Below are 19,503 nucleotides of genomic sequence, written 5' to 3' on the forward strand. Positions count from 1 at the left end.
AAGAGAATTGACAACTTTACTGTAAGTTTTAGTGGTCAATTTCATTCGTCAAACCAGAGGGTACTTGAGCATGGCGTCATTAGATAATAAATCTTCTGTGCTTTTTAAAAATGTGTCAGCGTTAATTCATGACAAAGTTCCATCCGATACCGCCCCGTTGCTAGAGAAATTTACGAGTTTGCTGTATGCCAATATCTCCAAGGAAGATTTGGCAGGCCGCAACGAAAGCGACGTGTACGGTGCCACACTGAGTCTTTGGAAAGCGTTAAATGCCCAGGTCGATGACCAGGCGTTCATTCGTGTTCTTAATCCTCAGGTATCCCAGCATGGTTGGAAATCCAGCCATACCGTAATTGAAGTTATCATCAAGGATATGCCGTTTCTGGTTGACTCCACCCGTATTGCTTTGAATCGTCTTAATATGTTCCCGCATCTGGTACTTAACTGTCCGATGAACATTGTCCGTGATGACAAGGGGCAGGTTATCGATATCGATGCCAGTGCTAAAAAGCTGAAAAACAGCATCACCGAGACGGTATTCTTTATCGAAATCGATCGTCTTACTGAACAGGCACAAATTGATCAGTTGACTGAAGAATTACATTCGGTATATCAGGATGTATCGTTAACCGTTGATGATTGGCAGCCAATGAAAACGCGTTTCGATGCCTGTATCAAAGAAATGGCGGATTCTAAAGACGTAGTTTCGGCTCAGGATTATCGTGAATCAAAAGCATTGTTATCCTGGCTCGCCAATGACCATTTTACTTTCATGGGGTATCGTGCTTATGACATTAACCGTGTTGAAGGCAACGTATCTATCGATGGCGATTTAGATTCATCATTAGGTTTGTTACGCAAGTCGAAGTCAATCAAGCCAATGCTATTATCCGACCTTAGCGAAACCGCTCGTGAAGTCGCAGTTGGTCAAAGTCTATTGATTTTAACGAAAACCAATTCTCGCTCGCGCGTGCATCGTCCGGCGCATCTTGATTACATTGGTATCAAAAAATTTGACAAAGATGGCAATATCGTTCGTGAAGAGCGTTTCCTTGGCTTGTTCGGTTCGGCATTTTACAACGATAGTGCTTTAAACCTGCCTCTAATCGGCGATAAGGTAAAACGGGTTTGTGACCAATCTGGATACGCGCCAAGCTCACACGCATACAAAACCCTGATTAATATTATGGAAACTTATCCTCGTGATGAGATCCTGCAATCGAGCGAAAGGGAATTATTAAATACAGTGCGTGGCGTTCTGCAAATGCAGGAGCGTGACATTACTGGATTGTTCGTTCGTCGTGATGCATTTAACCGTTTCTATTCCTGTATGGTTTATGTGCCTCGTGATCGCTATAACACGCAGTTGCGCCTTGAAACTCAACGGATTTTAAAAGAAGCGTTTGGCAGCAATGAAGAAGTAGAATTTACTACCTTCTTCTCTGAGTCAGTGCAGGCTCGCACCCACTACATAGTAAGAGTAAAAGATACCAAAGCGGATATAGATGTGAAGGAAATAGAGCGTAACTTAAACGCCGCAGCGCGCGGTTGGGATGACAAGCTGGCCAGCGCCCTGAACTTAAACAAAGGGGAAGCTAAAGGTAAAATGTTGCGTCGTAAGTATGCAGATTTCCCTCAGGCATATAAAGATGAAGTATTGCCGGGTACGGCAATCGTTGATATCGACAAACTGGAAAAAGTTACCGTTGATAACCCATTGGAAATGCTTTTCTATCAACCGCTTGAAGAAAAAGCCGAAAGCCGTTTTGTTAAGCTGAAGTTATTCCACAAAGGTGAGCCACTGCATCTTTCTGATGTTCTGCCTATGCTTGAGAACTTTGGTCTTCGTGTCATCGGAGAAAGCCCATACTCGGTGATCAACACCGATGGCGAAATGTGTTGGATCCTTGATTTCTCGATGCTTCTTACATCAGAAAAAGCGTTCGATTTAGAGCAAGTTCAAAATCTGTTCCAGGATGCATTTGCCAAAGTCTGGCATGGTGAGTTGGAAGACGATGGTTTTAACCGCTTGATCCTTGGCGCCGGCATTGACGGCCGTGAAGTATCTATTCTTCGTGCGCTTGCGAAATATCAGCAACAAATCGGTTCTACGTTCAGTCAGAGCTATATCGAAGATGCGTTCTCCCGTTATCCAAGCTTTGCGGAACTATTGATTAAACTCTTTGAATTGAAGTTCACACCGAGCGATAAGTCGAAAGAGCGAGCATTGAACAAAGTCCTGGAGACAATCGAGTCGTCTTTGGATAACGTTGCCAGCCTTGATGATGACCGTATTATTCGCCGTTATGTAGAAATTATTAACGCAACGGTGAGAACCAATTACTTCCAGCCGGATGCACAAGGCAATACAAAGCCGTATATCTCGTTTAAGCTGATGCCAGAGCTTATCCCTGAGATGCCAAAACCATTACCTAAATTTGAAATTTTCGTTTATTCACCAGACGTTGAGGGTGTTCACCTGCGTGGCGGTAAAGTCGCTCGTGGTGGTCTTCGCTGGTCTGACAGACGTGAAGATTTCCGTACCGAAGTACTCGGCCTGGTAAAAGCCCAGCAAGTGAAAAACACCGTAATCGTTCCGGTGGGCGCCAAAGGTGGTTTCTACTGCAAACGTTTGCCGGTTGGGGGCACCCGAGCGGAAATTTTTGAAGCCGGTAAAGAATGTTATCGCACCTTCATTCGTGGTCTTCTGGATATTACCGATAACATTGTTGGTGGTGAAATTGTTCATCCAGAGCACGTTGTCCGCCATGACGAAGATGACACTTATCTGGTTGTTGCTGCGGACAAAGGTACCGCAACATTCTCTGATATCGCTAATGCCATCTCTGACGAATACAACTTCTGGTTAGGTGATGCGTTTGCCTCAGGTGGCAGCGTTGGCTATGACCACAAGCAAATGGGGATCACCGCAAAAGGCGCGTGGGAATCGGTTAAACGTCATTTCCGTGAAATCGGTATTGATTGTCAGAACACAGATTTCACTTGTTTAGCGGTAGGTGATATGGCCGGTGACGTATTTGGTAACGGTATGTTGTTGTCTAAACACACTTGCTTGCAAGTGGCATTCAACCACATGCATATCTTTATTGACCCGACACCAGATGCAGCGAGCAGTTATGTAGAGCGTCAGCGCTTGTTCGAACTAGCAGGTTCTAGTTGGGAAGATTACAACGCAGACCTCATTTCCGAAGGTGGTGGTGTTTTCTCAAGAGCAGCGAAATCCATTAAACTGACGCCACAAATGAAGAAAATGCTTGGCACCAAAAAAGCATCAATGGCACCTAATGAGCTCATTCAAACGGCTTTGAAGATGCAGGTAGATCTGATTTGGAACGGCGGTATTGGTACTTACATTAAGGGTAGCGAAGAAAGCCACCTGGAAGTGGGTGACCGTGCCAACGATGTGTTACGGGTAAACGGTAATGAAGTCCGTGCGCGTATCATCGGTGAAGGTGGTAACCTGGGTTGTACGCAATTGGGTCGTATCGAATACACCGCAAATGGTGGTCGCATGAATACTGACTTCGTTGATAATGTTGGTGGTGTAGATTGCTCCGATAACGAAGTGAATATCAAGATTCTTCTGAATGGTTTAGTCACCAACGGTGATTTGACCCTGAAGCAGCGTAATCAGCTGCTTTACGATATGACCGATGACGTTGAAAAAATTGTACTGGAAGATTGTTACCGTCAAACCAACTCGATTTCAATTTCAGAATCGCGTGGTGGTAGCAAGTTAAAAGAGCATCAGCGTTTCATCCAGTATCTTGAGCGCGAAGATAAGCTAGACCGTGGCTTAGAATTTATGCCTAGTGATGAAGAAATCAATGATCGCTTAGCCCAAGGTCGCGGTTTAACCCGTCCGGAATTATCGGTTATGGTTGCCTATGGTAAGATGGTGTTAAAGGAACAGCTTGTACACCCACAAATTACCAATGACTCCTATCTGAGCCAGTTGTTGATTGATGCCTTCCCTGAGCAATTACAGAGCCGTTATGTTGAGCATATGCAATCGCATCCGCTAAAAGCAGAAATTATCGCGACTCAGCTCGCAAACTTGTTGTGTAACTTTATGGGCGCCAACTTCGTGTATCGCATGCAGGAAGAAACTGGCTCTGGTGTCGCTGAGATTGCCAAATGCTTTGCCATGGCAAGCGCCATTTTTGAAATGGAAGCTACCTGGGAAAATATTGAAGCCCTTGATAATAAAGTATCTGCAAAAGTTCAGAGCGAAATGTTATTTGAACTGCGTCGCACCATACGTCGTGCAACACGCTGGTTCCTGCGTCATCGTAATAAAAACCTGAGCATTGAGCAGGCACTGGATTTCTACCAGCCTACGTTCAATGTGTTGAGCGATAAGCTGGAAACCTTCCTGGTTGATAAAGAAGCTCGTGAGTTAAATGACCTGCAGTCAAAACTATTGAAAGAGAATGTTCCGGCTGAATTGGCAATACGTATTTCGCAATTGAGTACCTTGTTCTCAACCATGGATATTGCTCAGGTAGCCTGTCAGGATGCCCGGGATATCGAATTGGTAGCGGAATTATACTTCTCGTTAGGTGTGCGTTTAGACTTGCACTGGTTCCTGGAGCAAATCACCATGCAGCCGGTTAACAACCACTGGCAGGCATTGGCCCGTGCGTCATTCCGGGAAGAGTTGGATTGGCAGCAACGTTCGTTGTCGTCGGTAGTGCTGAAAATGAACCCAGACATGTCTGATATTGAAGCCATGATTGATAACTGGGAGAAACGTTCTGAGCAACCCCTGGAGCGCTGGCACCAGATCTTGGCAGATTTCAGAACCAGCAAAGTACATGAATTTGCCAAGTTCTCGGTAGGGCTTCGTGAATTGATGCTTCTGGCACATCACTGCGATCCAAACCTATAACTTAAGTAGGGCTCATTATCAGCAGGATAATGAGCCCTATCCATCGCAAATCTTTGTGAGAATTGCTATTAGTGTTAAACTCACCTTTTTTAAGGTGAGTTTTTTATATCCGAGGAATTATGCTTTACTCCATCGCCCGCAAATTTTTATTTAAGCTAGATGCTGAACAGGCTCATGACGTTGTAATTAACATGTTTAAATCGCCAGCGGCGACTGCCGTGAAAGGCCTGTATGGTGCGAAAGTTGCCGACAAACCGGTTAATGTGATGGGTATCGATTTTCCCAATCCGGTGGGGCTGGCGGCGGGTCTGGATAAAAATGGCGAATGTATTCGCGGTTTCTCAGCATTAGGCTTTGGTTTCGTAGAAGTTGGCACGGTTACGCCTAGGCCACAACCTGGCAATGATAAGCCACGTATTTTCCGATTACCTGAAGCGGATGCCATTATCAATCGCATGGGCTTTAATAACCATGGCGTTGATTACTTGGTTGAGCGAGTGCGAAAAGCTAAACAAGCCGGTTTCAATGGCGTTCTTGGCATTAACATCGGTAAGAATAAAGATACTGCCGAAGAAAATGCCAAAGATGATTACATCCACTGTATGCGTAAAGTCTATGAATACGCCGATTACATCACCGTAAATATTTCTTCTCCAAACACTCCTGGCTTACGTGCTTTGCAATATGGTGACGCACTAAACGAGTTGTTAGCGGCTTTAAAAGCTGAGCAGGCAGAGCTTTCCAAAAAGCACGGTAAATATATTCCATTAGCGGTAAAAATCGCTCCTGATTTAACTGCTGAAGAAGTGCAGGGCATTGCCGATTGTCTGATGACAAATGAAATCGATGCGGTGATCGCCACTAACACCACATTAAGTCGTGAAGGCGTGGAAAACCTTGAGCACGGCGGTGAAATGGGTGGCTTAAGTGGTATTCCAGTACAAGAGAAAAGCCTGGAAGTGATTAAGCTCTTATCTGAACGGCTAGATGGCAAAATGCCGATTATCGGTGTTGGTGGGATCAACAGCGCAACAGCTGCTAAGGCCAAATTGGCCGCTGGCGCTTCCCTGGTTCAGGTATATACCGGATTTATTTATGAAGGTCCGGAGTTAATCAAACGTATCGTTGACGAACTTTAATGAAATACCAAGCCACATTAATTTCTGAACACTCAGCAAATTTTCTGAAGGCTATAAGTCATGAACGAATTGATGAGATATTATTAGTACAAAACTGGGTTAATGGAACAGGCCGTTTATTCAAATTTGCCCATGCGGGAATGCCCGTGAAGCAATTCTACTGCGTACTCGCTATTTGAAATGGAATGGCCATTTCTAAATATCGACGCCTTGTAGAATTCCCCCGGCTGACATTCTGACTAGCTCACATATTTATGTGGATTGGTATATAAAACAGCTTTCTCATTTCAGGAAGCCGTTTTTGTTTGCGAACCTCTTAAAAGGATTTTAAAGGAAAGGAATCATGAAATTAGCTTCCATCACTCTAGCGTTTTTACTACTCGCATCTGGTATTGGCTGGTATGTGATGCATGGCGACGAATGCTCCTCACCCGGGTTTATTGGCGCTGGTACCACAGTCTTTAAAAAGGACGCTGAAGGTAACGTTTCACTGCTTCTGGCTTACGAAAGAGGGCGTGGTTGGAGTACTTTTGGTGGTGGTCCTAAAAAGCTGGATTTAAGTGAATCGGCATCAGGATGTGAAACACCACAGCAAACGGCGGTGCGTGAAAGCGTTGAAGAGTCGAGAATGCTATTAGATGCCGATTCTTTGTTAACTCAGGTGCAATCCGCAAAATCCTACACTAATCCGACTCCAAGGGGCGATTACATCACCTTTTTGGTGGAGTTACAGGAACTACCTGATTTACAACGCTATTACAGCGCCGACTTACCAAACGATCCAGGCTATTATGAAACCAGTGAAATCACTTGGGTACCGTTAAACGATATCATCGAGCGAGGCCGTTTCGTGCAAACGCCAAATGAACAGCCACTATGGGAAGTGTTTTACCAACAGTTTGACGCTATGTTGCAAAGCCAGCCAACGCACTATTGGTTTAATCAGCAATAACCTTCGAATGCTGTCGCATGACCGATACAGGTTGTTTGTTTTGATAGTGTTTGGCGAGCGCTCTTAGCTGTTGCTGATTGATGGCTGGAAAATCCAAACGATGTCGATACCGTTGATGAAGTTGGCTGAAAATATCAGTGTCGCTTAGCTTGTCTAACGTGTTGACAAGCTCTTCCCCTGTCATTCTTTGCTGCAAGCAACAATGGCTAAAATTTCCAATGATTTCAGTCAGGTCGTTGCCATCGGCTATCAGATGTAAATCCGCTTCCATAAAAAATGCGGCGCCACTCCAGTAAACTCGTTTAAAGGCACGTTGTTGCCACATATCGGCACTTACTTCGTTGAGTTTTCCTGGCTTTTCCCGAGTCTTCATCTCACCACGCAATAATCCTTGCTTGATGCGTTCAACAAACTGACTTTGGTTGATGATCCGACCCTGAAACATAGAAAGATACTGCATGTAAGTCGCGAAGCCTTCGCTTAGCCAGAAGTTTTGGTAATCCAGGTACGGAAAATACAGGTGAGAAAGCTCGTGGTAGAGGGTCCAGTCATCGACGAAACTGGTTAATGGCATATTAGGATTCACGTACAGCAACACTTCAATAGGTTGCTCCCGCAATATTTGCCCCCAGGGCACCGGCTCCATCGCATCGGGGTAACCTTTGACGGTGATTTTGACCTGAGAGTGGGGGATAGGTGTAAGCGTCGTTTCTACCGCCATAACACCTGTGTTTAGCCAGGTAGTCACTTTTTGTGCCTGCTGCGCATCAATATTTTCCGTGGTCAGGGAAATGTTTTCAGCATAGATTGCCCAGGGAAATAACAAACTGACTAAAATTAACAGGATTTTCAAAACAAGGGTCCAGCAATCGGGCGTCTTAACATCACTATGGGTTCAATTATGGCTTGAGATCACAATTGCCTCCATTTTATCGACATTTCTGTAATTTGCTTACTAAGCTTATAGGGGTCAAACGGGACCAAAAAATATCTTGAGGATAGGTTTCGTTGATTTATCCAAGTTAATAACAATTGAAGAGACGTAGTAAATGAAACAACCAATTGTTGGTTTTTTGCTTGATGAAGAAGAGCACTGGTTAGCTAAGCTTGCTTGTGGCCATAATCAGCATGTCAGGCATAATCCGCCTTGGCAAAATCGTTCATGGGTGATAACCGATGAAGGACGAAAGCGGAAAATTGGCTTTCGGATTAATTGTAAAAAATGCGATTTGAATGCGCCAAAAGACTGGAAGTAACGAGGTTTTTGATTATTGATATGCAATTAAATGTGAGCAGAATTAAAGCGTTATAAATATATTCTGCTAAGGTTTTATCAGGGCTGTGAATTTTGTTAATTGATTTTGTCGTACATTTGGAAAATTGCAGTGTTTGTCGTACCGTCAAATTGTGAGATACAGGGTTAATTATGAAAAAGATTCTTTTAGCAATGGTTGCTGGCTTATTCATCGTTGGTTGTCAGCCTAAAGTGGGCTCGGACGAGTGGTGTGCAAAGATGAAAGAAAAGCCAAAAGCTGACTGGAGTGCCAATGAAGCGGCCGATTACGCCGAACATTGTGTACTCGATCAAAAGCCAGATGATGATGAGGGTTAACCATAATCATCACGCGACGCACACAAAAAAGCCTGCAATCGCAGGCTTTTTTACGATTATCCATCAAGCGTGTTAATTAGTAGCTTTCGTTATGCACGCTCAATACCGCTCGACCAGATGGATCGGCGTTGTTCTTAAAGCTTTCATCCCAGGCAAGGGCGGCCTCCGTTGAACATGCAACAGATTTGCCACCAGGCACACATTTAGCGGCCGACTCCAGCGGGAAGTGCTCTTCAAAGATACTGCGATAAAAGTATGCTTCCTTGGTATCTGGTGTGTTGTGCTCAAACTTAAAACGAGCATTTTCCAGCTGTTGATCGCTCACCAAAGCTTCAACGTGCTCTTTCAAACTATCAATCCAGGAATAGCCAACACCATCTGAGAATTGTTCTTTCTGACGCCATAGGATTTCTTCTGGCAAATACCCTTCAAATGCGGCGCGCAATATGTGCTTCTCGATTTTGCCATCTACACACATTTTCGCTTGCGGGTTCAGGCGCATTGCCGTGTCCATAAAAGTTTTATCCAGGAATGGCACCCTAGCTTCAACACCCCATGCCGACATGGCTTTATTGGCACGTAAACAATCAAACATATGCAGTTTGCTTAGCTTACGTACTGTCTCTTCATGAAATTCCTGAGCATTAGGCGCTTTGTGGAAGTAAAGGTAACCACCAAAGATTTCATCGGCACCTTCACCGGATAAAACCATTTTTATGCCCATAGCTTTGATCTTACGAGCCATAAGATACATAGGAGTCGATGCACGAATAGTGGTTACATCATAAGTTTCGAGATGATAAATAACTTCCTTAAGGGCATCGATACCTTCTTGCACGGTAAAGTGCATGGTGTGATGCACAGTGCCAATGGCATCGGCAACTTTTTGCGCGGCTTCTAAATCCGGAGAGCCTTCAAGACCTACGGCAAAAGAATGCACTTTTGGCCACCAGGCATCGCTCAAGCCATTTTCTTCAATACGACGAGACGCAAATTTCTGAGTGATAGCTGATACTAATGAAGAGTCCAGACCACCAGACAACAATACCCCATAAGGTACGTCTGTCATCAGGTGAGATTTAACCGCTTGTTCAAGACCATTGCGCAACTCATCAAGACTTGCCGTATTTTCCGCAACCGCGCTGTATTCCTGCCAGTCTCTTTGATAGTACTGCTTAATTTCACCTTCACTTGAATCCAGGTAATGACCAGGAGGGAACTCACTTACGGTTTTACAAACCGGTACTAACGCTTTCATCTCAGAAGCAACATAGAAGTTACCGTGCTCATCAACACCCGTATAAAGCGGGATAATACCAATATGGTCACGGGCCACCAGATAGCGCTGCTTTTCTTTGTCATAAACAACAAAGGCGAACATACCCTGTAATTTATCGATAAACGCGCTGCCATGCTCTTCATACAAAGGCAGGATCACTTCACAATCGGACTTGGTTTGAAATTGGTAATTACTGGTAAGTTCCTGTTCCAGCTGCTTGTGATTATAAATTTCGCCATTAACCGCTAATACGTGATTTCGATTGGAGTTATATAGAGGTTGGGCGCCATTTTCGGTATCGACAATAGCTAAACGTTCATGAACTAAAATTGCCTGTTCGTCGGCAAATACACCTGACCAATCCGGGCCGCGGTGTCTTAATAAACGGGACATTTGCAAGGCTTGATCGCGCAATGATGCTGCGTCGCCTTGAATATCCAACACACAAAAAATTGAACACATGGTGGTGTTACTCCTTTACCATAAAATCGAAATCACGTATTTCTATTCTTCGTTTGCAGCGACGCAGGAAAGAGTGTGGTAATTGCCTGATTTAGGCACTCTGTACAGGGAACTGCTTTGTTTTCAAGAATAAAAAAGGGCAGTCTGTAGAACAGACTGCCCTTGAGAGTCTAATATTTAGGCATAAAAATCAATAGCAGAAAGCTATAAATTAGAATAAATATTCAACTTTTTATTAACATCCTGTTTAAGTGCTGATTGATTCGGCATTTTGTGGGTTATTTGCGCTGAAATTCGCTGGTTTTTGACCATTTTGGCCAGTCATCGGAATTGGCGACATTAAACATGGCATCAAAGGTTACCTGTAAATCCTCAATTGCACCTTTAAGGTTCCATTCTGGATTGTATTCGTCACAAAGTTGGTGATAACAGCGGCGCATTTCTGGCAACATTTTTTTGCGATACTCAGCAACATCGTCATTGATTGGGTAGCTACCGCCACCGGAAAATACTGCTGGTACACCTTGTTTTGCAAAATTGAAATGATCCGAACGATAGTAGCTACCCGCTGCTGGATTTGTACCTTTTACCAGATGACGTCCTTGCTTTTCAGCCGCTTCAGCCAAATAGTCTTCTACTTCAGATTTACCCTTACCGCGAACGATCATATCTTCCGTTGGGCCAAGGATATTCAGGCTATCTAAGTTAAATACCGCAACCGTTTTGTCCATCGCATAGGACGGGTTCTGTGCGTAATATAAAGAACCTAATAAGCCTTGTTCTTCCGCTGTAGTAGCCAATACTGTGATCGAACGTTTAGGCGCTTTATCCAGGGAACCGAATGCTTTGGCGATTTCAATCATGCCACCAATACCTGTGGCATTGTCGTGGGCACCATTATAAATTTGATCGCCCTCTAACGAGGTATCGGTACCAATGTGATCCCAGTGACCGGTCAGTAGAATATGCTCGTCAGGGGTTGCGGAGCCAGGTAATGTTGCAACAAAGTTATTTGAAGTAGAACGCTTTAAGGTGCTGTTTACTGTGGCATTGGCGTTCAGGCCCAGAGATTTAGCGATAGGTCCCTGCAAGGCTTTTTGCTTGTATTCATCGAAGTTTAAACCGGCTTGGTTAAATATTTTCACCGCCGTATCCCGGGTTAACCAACCTTCAAGGCTAACACGATCCATATTTTTATCTTCACGATACAAACCGTACTGAGGACCGGTCCAGCTATTGGTAACCACCGACCATGGGTATGAAGCCGGTGCGGTTTCATGGACGATAACGGCTGCCGCCGCGCCCTGGCGACTGGCTTCTTCATATTTATAGGTCCAGCGGCCGTAGTAAGTCATGGCGCTCCCCGTGAACAAATCCGGATTTTGCGTTTCAAAACCAGGGTCGTTTACCAAAATAACAACGGTTTTACCCTTTACGTCGAGATCCTGATAATCATTCCACTTGTATTCAGGCGCATTTATGCCATAGCCAACAAAGACAATTTCGGAATCTTTTATTGATTCTTTTTCACTAACTCGTGCGGTACCCAGTACCATGTCGTCGATATAGTTAAATGTTGCGGTTTTACCCTTGCCAGTCACGGTTAACACCACATCTGGATTAGCGGTAATTTCCGTTAATTCCACCGGCTGCAGGTAACTGCCGTTGTATCCGCCTTTAAAACCAGCTTCTTTAAAGTGCTTGGTGAGATAATCCATGGTTTTTTTCTCACCTTCACTGGTCGGAAGACGACCACCGAATGCATCAGAGGATAGGATTTTTGTATGCTTATGTAGCTCTGATTCAGAAATATCCTGATAGGCCTGTTCCAGAGTTTTTGCTTGTGCGGTAGTTAATACCGATGCCGCAATGACGGTGCCTAGCAAGCTGTATAACTTATCTGTCATAGAAATTACTTCCTTAAAATTTGCCGGCATACGTTAGCGAATTGAAGTCAGAATTGGAAGCAAAAAACCTTGAGTTACCGTGTCGATACGGTAGTTGGGAATTGTGTGTTAACTGCAAAAATCATTGCAATGTTTATTAACGGGTTTAAACTTGCATGTTAACAAAGAGTTAGATTACGTCCAAAAGGATTACGCTAATTCCACTTCAGTTAGCGCTGACCATCGCATTGTGCATTTAAAGGAATATTATGATTTCTGTAGAGAATCTGACGAAAACCTTTACCCTCAACACCAAATCCAAAAAAGATCGCAGTCATAAACTCGATCCCCGTCAACATGATGGTGTTTTCAACGCCTTGATGGGGGTAAGTTTTCATTGCGAAAAAGGTGAAGTTTTAGGTTTACTTGGCCCAAATGGAGCGGGCAAAACTACCACATTACGCATTTTATCGTCGGCGTTAAAACCCGACAGTGGTGCGGTTCGAATCAATGAAGTTGACGTGGTGAAATCACCATTGTTGGCGAAACAAAAGATTGGTTTTTTATCGGGTAAAACCGGTTTGTATGGCCGCTTAACTGCCAGGGAAAATATTGAGTTTTTCGCCCGTTTGCACGGCGTAAGCGACGAATATCTGGCCACGGTCGCAGAGGAAATTTACGCCAACCTCGCGATTGCCCCATACCTTGATAGACGCGTTGAGCATTTATCAACGGGGATGCAGCAAAAGGTGTCCATTGCCCGAGCTGTTATCCATAAACCGGATGTACTGGTGTTAGATGAACCTACTACCGGGTTGGATATCATGGCGACAGAAATCATTCTTGAATTTATTGAACTGACCAAAGAGCAGGGCACCGCGGTGATTTTTTCCACCCATCACCTCGATGAGGTGGCAATGCTGGCGGATCGAGTAACGGTTATCGATAAGGGAACCAGTGCTTTTTCGGATTCACTTGATGCGTTCCGGGAATTGAGTCCAGACCATGATTTACGTCGTTCATTTATGCATGTGTTAGAGCAGGGGAATCATCATGTGGCAAGTATTTAATAAAGAGCTCATTGAGCTGCTCAGAGACACCAAAACGCTGTTTTTTATCATCGCCTTACCTATGGTGGTATTCCCGGTCCTTTTCGGCTTAATTGGCTTTTTAGGCTCAACCGCAGCCCTTAAAGAACACCAGAAAATGGTGCGCTACGTGCTTGTTAATCCGGAAGCATCGGACCGTTTTGCCAATACCATGTTCTATCATAGCGATTTTGAAAAAGTCGATTTAGAACTGAGCGGTGAGGAAGATTACATCAATGCCATTAAAACCAAAAAAGCCGATTTAGTTATTGTTCTAAACCCAGATTTTGAACAGCACTTTGAGGCAGGTGAGTCCAGTCATTGGCAGGTTTATTACAACGGCGCCAATGTCATTTCCGGCATAGGCATCAAAGTTAAAGAGGCCTTTGAAGAATTTGTGACTGTATTGCAGGATAAGATACTCGCCGAAAAAGGCTTTAGTGCCAGTGAGCTGTTAGCGTTCAAAGATCCGGTGATTTTCGAGCAACACGATACCGCCGATGACAGGGAAAGTTTTGGCGAAACCTTAGGTGGATTTATACCCTACATTCTTATTCCATTATGTCTGACGGGCGCCATGTACCCAGCGATTGATCTCGGCGCCGGTGAGAAAGAACGGGGCACCATTGAAACCCTGCTGCTAACACCGGTATCGAGGTTCTCGATTGTAATCGGCAAGTTTTTAACCATTACCGCAACGGCGATGATGACGGCATTAATCACCATATTTTCCATGGTTTTCTGGTCGTTTATTATTGGTAGTCTGTTCGATGTATCTCAGGTTTCAAGTATTCTCGCTTCGGTAAGCTGGTTTGATTACCTGTTGATGGTTTTATTGTTGTTGCCGGTATCAGCAATCTTCTCGGCAATTTTGCTGGCGATATCCATATATGCAAGCTCCTACAAAGAAGCGCAAAACTATATGGGGCCGCTAACCATACTGGTAATATTCCCGATAATTGCGCCTATGTTACCGGGGATAAAACTCAACTTTATGTGGGCTCTGGTGCCTATTTCGAATGTCGCTCTGGCGATAAAAGAGTTGTTAAAAGGTACCATTGAATACAGTTATTTGGTCCCCATTTTTATCTCAACCGGTATTTTCGCGTTTTTATCTATCGCTTTTTGCGTGTACTGGTTTAACAAAGAATCGGTATTATTCCGCTAATTAACGTAGTTACGGGAGGCAAAATATGCCTCCCACTTCCGCATTTCCCGCCCATCCCCGAGATCGTGTAAAAAAAATGCTAAAATCAGCACTTTTCACTATGTTAGTGACTATTTTCGTGTAAAATTATCGCTTTTGAAAATAGCCGTAACCTTGCACCTAAAATGTGTAAGGCAAAACCATATTCATTCGCGAAGTATCGCCCGAGGAATATATGAATTTAGAAGAGATTATCTCGCAAGCTGAAGAAGCAGTAGCGAGCGCTACAGAAGTTGCCGGCCTGGATCAGGTTCGTGTCGAATTTCTGGGCAAAAAAGGTAAGTTGACGGAACAGTTAAAATCTCTCGGCAAATTGAGTGCCGAAGAGCGTCCGAAAGCTGGTCAACTTATCAACCAGGCCAAACAACAGGTTCAGGCGTTAATCCACCAACGTGGTGAATTATTGCGTGCTGAGCAAATCAAGCAAAAACTGGCCGCTGAAGCAATTGATGTAACCTTACCAGGTCGCACTAGCGAAGCCGGTAGTCTACACCCGGTTAGTCGCACCATTGCACGTATTGAGACATTTTTCTCGGAATTAGGTTTTGCAGTAAAATCCGGCCCGGAAGTGGAAGATGATTTCCATAACTTTGATGCTTTGAATATTCCGGCGCATCACCCGGCTCGTGCCGATCACGATACCTTCTACTTCAACCCGAAATTGGTTTTGCGCACGCAAACCTCAGGCGTACAAATTCGTACCATGGAAGTAGAAAAGCCGCCATTACGCATCATTTCTCCGGGCCGTGTATATCGTAACGATTACGACCAGACTCATACGCCGATGTTCCATCAGGTGGAAGGTCTGATGGTGGATAAAGACGTAAGCTTTACCCACTTAAAAGGCATTTTGCATGATTTTCTTCACAACTTTTTTGAAGAAGATTTAGAAATTCGTTTCCGTCCTTCTTACTTCCCATTCACTGAACCTTCAGCAGAAGTTGATGTGAAAGGTAAAAACGGTAAGTGGTTAGAGGTTCTAGGCTGCGGTATGGTGCACCCGAATGTTCTTCGCAGTGTTGGTATCGATCCAGAAGAATACAGCGGTTTTGCCTTCGGTATGGGTGTAGAGCGTTTAACCATGTTGCGTTATGGCGTTAATGACCTGCGCGCATTTTTTGAAAATGATCTTCGTTTCTTGAAGCAGTTTAAGTAGGAAAGCCGACAATGAAATTTAGTGAATCCTGGTTAAGAGAATGGGTGAACCCGGCAAATACTTCTGAAGAACTGACGCATCAAATCACCATGGCCGGTCTTGAAGTAGACGGCGTTGATGCGGTTGCTGGCGAGTTTACCAATGTGGTTGTTGGTGAAGTGATTGAATGTGGCCAGCACCCTGATGCAGACAAATTACAGGTTACCAAAGTAAACGTTGGTGACGAAGTGGTTGATATTGTATGTGGCGCCAAAAACTGTCGCCTGGGCTTAAAAGTTGCGGTTGCTAAAGTTGGCGCGGTTCTGCCGGGTAACTTTAAAATCAAAAAAGCTAAGCTTCGCGGTCAACCATCTTTCGGTATGCTTTGCTCAGAATCTGAGCTTGGCATGGCAGAAAGCGCTGATGGCATTATCGAGCTACCAAATGATGCGCCAGTAGGTGTTGATATTCGTGAATACTTAACGCTTGATGATGTCACCATCGATGTGGATTTAACCTCAAACCGTGGTGATTGCTTAGGTATTCGTGGCCTTGCCCGTGAGGTTGGCGTATTAAACAACCTTGAAGTCAACGAAGTAAGCTGTGAGCCACAAGCACCGTCAATTGATGATCTACTGCCGATTGAAATCACTGCCGGCGAAGCTTGTCCTCGCTACTTAGGCCGTGTGATCAAAGGTATCAATGTTAATGCCACCACACCATTGTGGATGGTAGAAAAGCTACGCCGTTGTGGTGTCCGTGCTATCGACCCTGTGGTTGATGTAACGAACTACGTATTACTTGAGCTTGGTCATCCAATGCACGCATTCGATTTAGCGAAAATCGATGGCGGTATCAATGTTCGTTTTGCTAAAGCCGAAGAGCCATTAACTTTGCTTGATGGTCAGGAAGTAAAACTGAACGAACAAACATTAGTCATTAGCGACCACAGCAAGCCATTAGCGATGGCGGGTATCTTCGGTGGTGAAGATTCTGGCGTATCTGCTAATACTCAGGATATCTTGTTAGAAAGTGCTTTCTTCGCACCATTAGCAATTCTAGGTAAAGCCCGTCAATACGGTTTGCACACCGATGCATCGCACCGTTATGAGCGTGGTGTTGACCCGGAACTACAGTTTGCAGCAATGGAACGCGCTACCGCGCTATTGCTTGAAATTGTTGGTGGTCAGGCTGGCCCAATCGTTGAAGCTAAATCTGAACAGCATTTACCTAAAGCAACGCCAGTAACCTTGCGTCGCTCAAAATTAGACAGCCGTATCGGTATTCACATTGAAACCGAACAGGTTACTGAGATCCTAACTCGTTTAGGTTTTGCGGTTACCTTTAGTGATGACCAATGGTCGGTTGAAGTGCCGCCGTATCGTTTTGATATCAGCATTGAAGAAGACTTAACCGAAGAAGTTGCCCGTGTTTATGGCTACAACAACATTCCAAATGTTGCTCCACAAGCCAAACTGACCATGCGTCAGCACCACGAAGCAAGCCTTAATATCGGTAAGTTCAAAGACACCTTGGTTACTCGTGGTTACCAGGAAGCAATTACTTATAGCTTCGTTGATCCAAAAATTCAGCAATTACTATTCCCTGAGCAGGAAGTATTGACCTTACCACACCCGATTTCCTCGGAAATGTCGGTTATGCGCGTAAGCTTATGGCCAGGTCTGTTGCAATCGGTTGTTTATAACCAGAATCGTCAGCAAAGCCGTGTGCGTTTATTCGAAAGCGGTTTGAGCTTTATCCCGGATAGCGATGCGGAAAATGGTGTTCGTCAGGAACCTATGTTTGCCGGTGTTATCACCGGTCTTCGCAGCGGTGAGCACTGGCAGCTGGAAAAAGCTGGTGTTGATTTCTTCGATGCCAAAGGCGACGTTGAAGCACTACTTGCGTTAACCGCAGACAGCAGCGCTTACGAGTTTAAAGCGGCTGAGCACAGCGCACTGCACCCAGGTCAAACAGCGGCAATTTATCGCGGTGAAGAGCTTGTTGGTTTCGTTGGTGCGGTTCATCCAGAGCTTGAGCGTAAGCTTGGATTAAACGGTCGTACCTTGGTATTTGAACTGCGTCAGAGCGAAATTTTGACTCAGGCAATCCCAGAAGCTCAGGATATTTCCAAATTCCCAGCTAACCGACGTGATATTGCGGTTATCGTAAAAGATGACATCAGTGCAAATTCTGTGCTACAACTCATTGAAAAGGTTGGCACAAATCATCTAGTTGACCTAGAATTGTTTGATGTATATCAGGGCAAGGGAATAGAGCCTGGCTATAAGAGTCTGGCAATCGCATTAACCTTGCAAGACAAGGAACGTACTCTGGAAGAGAAAGACATCAATAATGTTGTGCAAACCGTTGTGCAGGCCCTGACCACTGAACTTGATGCATCATTGAGAGACTAAGAGTATGGCGCTAACTAAAGCAGAAGTATCTGAACACTTGTACGAACAACTCGGATTAAGCAAACGCGACGCGAAAATGATGGTGGAGGAATTCTTTGAAGAAATCCGAGCCTGTCTGGAAAATGGCGAGCAAGTAAAGCTGTCCGGTTTTGGTAATTTTGATTTGCGAGTGAAAAATGAGCGCCCAGGTCGAAACCCAAAAACAGGTGAAGACATTCCAATCTCTGCACGTAAAGTAGTGACGTTCCGCCCGGGACAGAAACTAAAAGCTCGTGTAGAAGAATCGAACAAAGATTAGTTTTTGCTTATAGCTTCAAAAAAGGCGCCTGTTGGCGCCTTTTTTATTATCATTCAAACAGCCTTGAATAACCCTTATATCGGTTCCCCTAAGTTTGTGCACAGCTTAAAGTTAGAGAAGCGGTTCATTGACCACATAGATTTCATTGGTATATTCATTCTATGTTGATGATGGTATAAGATAATTCTCAATATATGACGGATAAACCTAATCCAATAGGGATGTTGTTCTTGAATAAATTTAAGTCTTTGTTGATAGTCGCCGGACTATCAATTGCCTATCCAGTATTAGCCTATTTGCTTTTGCCGTATTTAACCGATTTATTTTTCCCTGTGTTCTCGCAAGCAGAAGACACAGAAAGCCTTGTTTATTTACTGCTGTTAGGAATACCCCATAATCTAAGCTTTTTTATTTCGGCCGGTATCGCAGTGTGGCTAATTAATCTATGCTTTGCTCGCTTTAAAATGCTAATTTGCCTCGTGATAACCATGCCACTGGTGCTAACCATGTTTCCCTTTGAAACGTCTTCTGCGGTGAACCAATACCAATCGGTAATCCACATTAAAGATCTATTAGTTTTCTTACTAACGCCTGCATTGTTCTATCTTGTGAGCAAATTGTTTTCTGGCAATAAGCGTAAGGCTTAACTTGAAATGACTGACATTGTTTATCAAGGACAGTTAATGCGAACAATTAAGTCTTTGGCGGTTGTCATCCTGGCAGCGCTAGCTGGTGGGCTTGCGGTTTATGTTTTTGTCTACACGACAAAAGACGAGCCACAAGTACTGGATATTCGTGTTGAACAAATTCTAGAGCATGCCAATGTCGCTATTTCTGCAAACAATTGCGAAGGTGAAAGCCTAGAAACCGTCGGAGATGTTATGGCTAGCATTTTAGAAATTAATCAAAGCAGTCGAATTAATCGCACAGGCTTGTCGTGCGATGAAATCCACTGCTGGTACAGCATATCCGAGTGCAACCCCTGGCAATCTAATGAATGCGGTTCAAGATTACTTCGCTTCGAAGTAAATCAAGATAAGACGATTGTGGCGTCTAGTTTTCAATGCCTGGAAATCCCTTGATTTTAGATACCGTGCAGTATCACGGTATGACGAA

Annotated in this window: 15 protein-coding genes and 1 pseudogene; 13 read left to right on the plus strand and 3 right to left on the minus strand. The window is 44.3% G+C overall.

Annotated features, from left to right (window positions below; translation table 11 throughout):
• Positions 1 to 70 precede the first annotated feature (70 nt).
• From FNC98_RS07335 to FNC98_RS07345, 3 genes are all read left to right on the plus strand, one after another.
• Positions 71 to 4,912 carry an NAD-glutamate dehydrogenase gene (locus FNC98_RS07335; protein ID WP_143580626.1) on the plus strand — a complete coding sequence of 1,614 codons (4,842 nt, stop codon included), beginning with the start codon at positions 71 to 73 and terminating at the stop codon, positions 4,910 to 4,912.
• A 119-nt stretch (positions 4,913 to 5,031) separates the two neighbouring features.
• Positions 5,032 to 6,051 (plus strand): quinone-dependent dihydroorotate dehydrogenase, encoded by a 1,020-nt coding sequence (gene pyrD / locus FNC98_RS07340; RefSeq protein ID WP_143580627.1) that lies wholly within the window; start codon positions 5,032 to 5,034, stop codon positions 6,049 to 6,051.
• Between the two features lie 343 nt (positions 6,052 to 6,394).
• Positions 6,395 to 7,003: an NUDIX domain-containing protein gene (locus FNC98_RS07345; protein ID WP_143580628.1), complete on the plus strand. Its 609-nt coding sequence runs from the start codon at positions 6,395 to 6,397 to the stop codon at positions 7,001 to 7,003.
• Here the strand turns inward: FNC98_RS07345 and FNC98_RS07350 are convergent.
• Positions 6,990 to 7,856 (minus strand): M1 family metallopeptidase, encoded by an 867-nt coding sequence (locus FNC98_RS07350; protein WP_143580629.1) that lies wholly within the window; start codon positions 7,854 to 7,856, stop codon positions 6,990 to 6,992. The two genes, FNC98_RS07345 and FNC98_RS07350, sit on opposite strands and share 14 nt — an antisense overlap.
• A gap of 196 nt (positions 7,857 to 8,052) precedes the next feature.
• Here FNC98_RS07350 and FNC98_RS07355 point away from each other — a divergent pair, with 196 nt between their 5' ends.
• Positions 8,053 to 8,259 carry a DUF3565 domain-containing protein gene (locus FNC98_RS07355; RefSeq protein WP_143580630.1) on the plus strand — a complete coding sequence of 69 codons (207 nt, stop codon included), beginning with the start codon at positions 8,053 to 8,055 and terminating at the stop codon, positions 8,257 to 8,259.
• A 170-nt stretch (positions 8,260 to 8,429) separates the two neighbouring features.
• Positions 8,430 to 8,615, plus strand: coding sequence for a DUF3012 domain-containing protein (locus FNC98_RS07360; RefSeq protein ID WP_143580631.1), 186 nt, complete (start codon positions 8,430 to 8,432; stop codon positions 8,613 to 8,615).
• A gap of 76 nt (positions 8,616 to 8,691) precedes the next feature.
• On the opposite strand, the gene asnB is transcribed toward FNC98_RS07360, so the two are convergent.
• Both asnB and FNC98_RS07370 read right to left on the minus strand, forming a co-directional pair.
• Positions 8,692 to 10,356, minus strand: a complete 1,665-nt coding sequence (gene asnB, locus FNC98_RS07365; protein ID WP_143580632.1) for an asparagine synthase B — start codon at positions 10,354 to 10,356, stop codon at positions 8,692 to 8,694.
• 278 nt (positions 10,357 to 10,634) lie between these two features.
• Complete coding sequence (locus tag FNC98_RS07370) at positions 10,635 to 12,263, minus strand: M28 family metallopeptidase (protein ID WP_143580633.1); 1,629 nt, start codon at positions 12,261 to 12,263, stop codon at positions 10,635 to 10,637.
• A 386-nt stretch (positions 12,264 to 12,649) separates the two neighbouring features.
• Here FNC98_RS07370 and FNC98_RS17080 point away from each other — a divergent pair.
• The 8 genes and pseudogenes from FNC98_RS17080 to FNC98_RS07405 form a co-directional block, all read left to right on the plus strand.
• Positions 12,650 to 12,994: pseudogene (locus FNC98_RS17080) on the plus strand (ATP-binding cassette domain-containing protein); the annotation flags it as partial.
• The gene (locus FNC98_RS17085) at positions 12,980 to 13,312 is read left to right on the plus strand and encodes an AAA family ATPase (RefSeq protein WP_409574577.1); all 333 of its coding nucleotides are present in this window, start codon (positions 12,980 to 12,982) and stop codon (positions 13,310 to 13,312) included. The pseudogene FNC98_RS17080 and the gene FNC98_RS17085, both read left to right, overlap by 15 nt.
• Positions 13,296 to 14,498: an ABC transporter permease gene (locus FNC98_RS07380; RefSeq protein ID WP_143580635.1), complete on the plus strand. Its 1,203-nt coding sequence runs from the start codon at positions 13,296 to 13,298 to the stop codon at positions 14,496 to 14,498. Before FNC98_RS17085 ends, FNC98_RS07380 begins: the two co-directional genes overlap by 17 nt.
• Before the next feature lie 214 nt (positions 14,499 to 14,712).
• Positions 14,713 to 15,693 carry a phenylalanine--tRNA ligase subunit alpha gene (pheS, locus tag FNC98_RS07385; protein ID WP_143580636.1) on the plus strand — a complete coding sequence of 327 codons (981 nt, stop codon included), beginning with the start codon at positions 14,713 to 14,715 and terminating at the stop codon, positions 15,691 to 15,693.
• An 11-nt stretch (positions 15,694 to 15,704) separates the two neighbouring features.
• The gene (pheT, locus tag FNC98_RS07390; RefSeq protein ID WP_143580637.1) at positions 15,705 to 18,089 is read left to right on the plus strand and encodes a phenylalanine--tRNA ligase subunit beta; all 2,385 of its coding nucleotides are present in this window, start codon (positions 15,705 to 15,707) and stop codon (positions 18,087 to 18,089) included.
• Between the two features lie 4 nt (positions 18,090 to 18,093).
• Entirely contained in the window at positions 18,094 to 18,387 is a 294-nt protein-coding gene (ihfA, locus tag FNC98_RS07395; RefSeq protein WP_143580638.1) for an integration host factor subunit alpha, read from the plus strand.
• A gap of 230 nt (positions 18,388 to 18,617) precedes the next feature.
• Complete coding sequence (locus tag FNC98_RS07400) at positions 18,618 to 19,034, plus strand: hypothetical protein (RefSeq protein WP_143580639.1); 417 nt, start codon at positions 18,618 to 18,620, stop codon at positions 19,032 to 19,034.
• A 36-nt stretch (positions 19,035 to 19,070) separates the two neighbouring features.
• Positions 19,071 to 19,469, plus strand: a complete 399-nt coding sequence (locus FNC98_RS07405) for a hypothetical protein (protein ID WP_143580640.1) — start codon at positions 19,071 to 19,073, stop codon at positions 19,467 to 19,469.
• Positions 19,470 to 19,503 lie beyond the last annotated feature (34 nt).

Source organism: Thalassotalea sp. PS06, assembly GCF_007197775.1.
Classification (GTDB): domain Bacteria; phylum Pseudomonadota; class Gammaproteobacteria; order Enterobacterales; family Alteromonadaceae; genus Thalassotalea_A.